At 48.6% G+C, this 356-nt stretch carries 1 rRNA gene; it reads left to right on the top strand.

The features are described 5' to 3' along the window. Positions 1-76, top strand: a 5S ribosomal RNA gene (gene rrf, locus DDR33_RS27070); the annotation flags it as partial. Positions 77-356: the final 280 nt, after the last annotated feature.

Genomic DNA, 356 nt, shown 5'->3' with positions numbered 1-356 from the left:
TTCCGAACAGAGAAGTTAAGCCCGCCAGAGCCGATGGTACTGCGGTAACACGTGGGAGAGTAGGTCGGTGCCAACCTTTACAAGAGCCCGTTAGTGATAAACTGACGGGCTTTTTTTGTGCCAGAAACGCAGGGATGGCCCGGGCGGGAAAAGCGAACGGGATGGGACAGGCATTGTCCGGAGGACTTCTGCTGGGGGACGTTCATAGATCTTTACACAGCAAAACTTCACCTTTTTCCTGGTCTGGCGATTATCTATAAATCCTGATAGCCCAATAACATGATGTATAATCCTGATTAATTGCTGGTATTACAGACAGGTGACTTAAAGCTGATTGCTGATAGCTGACCGCTTAA

Origin of the sequence: Pararcticibacter amylolyticus (assembly GCF_003130405.1) — a bacterium.
Lineage (GTDB): Bacteria > Bacteroidota > Bacteroidia > Sphingobacteriales > Sphingobacteriaceae > Arcticibacter > Arcticibacter amylolyticus.
Note: the sequence above shows the minus strand (reverse complement) of the source record. Positions and strands in the feature narration are given on the sequence as shown.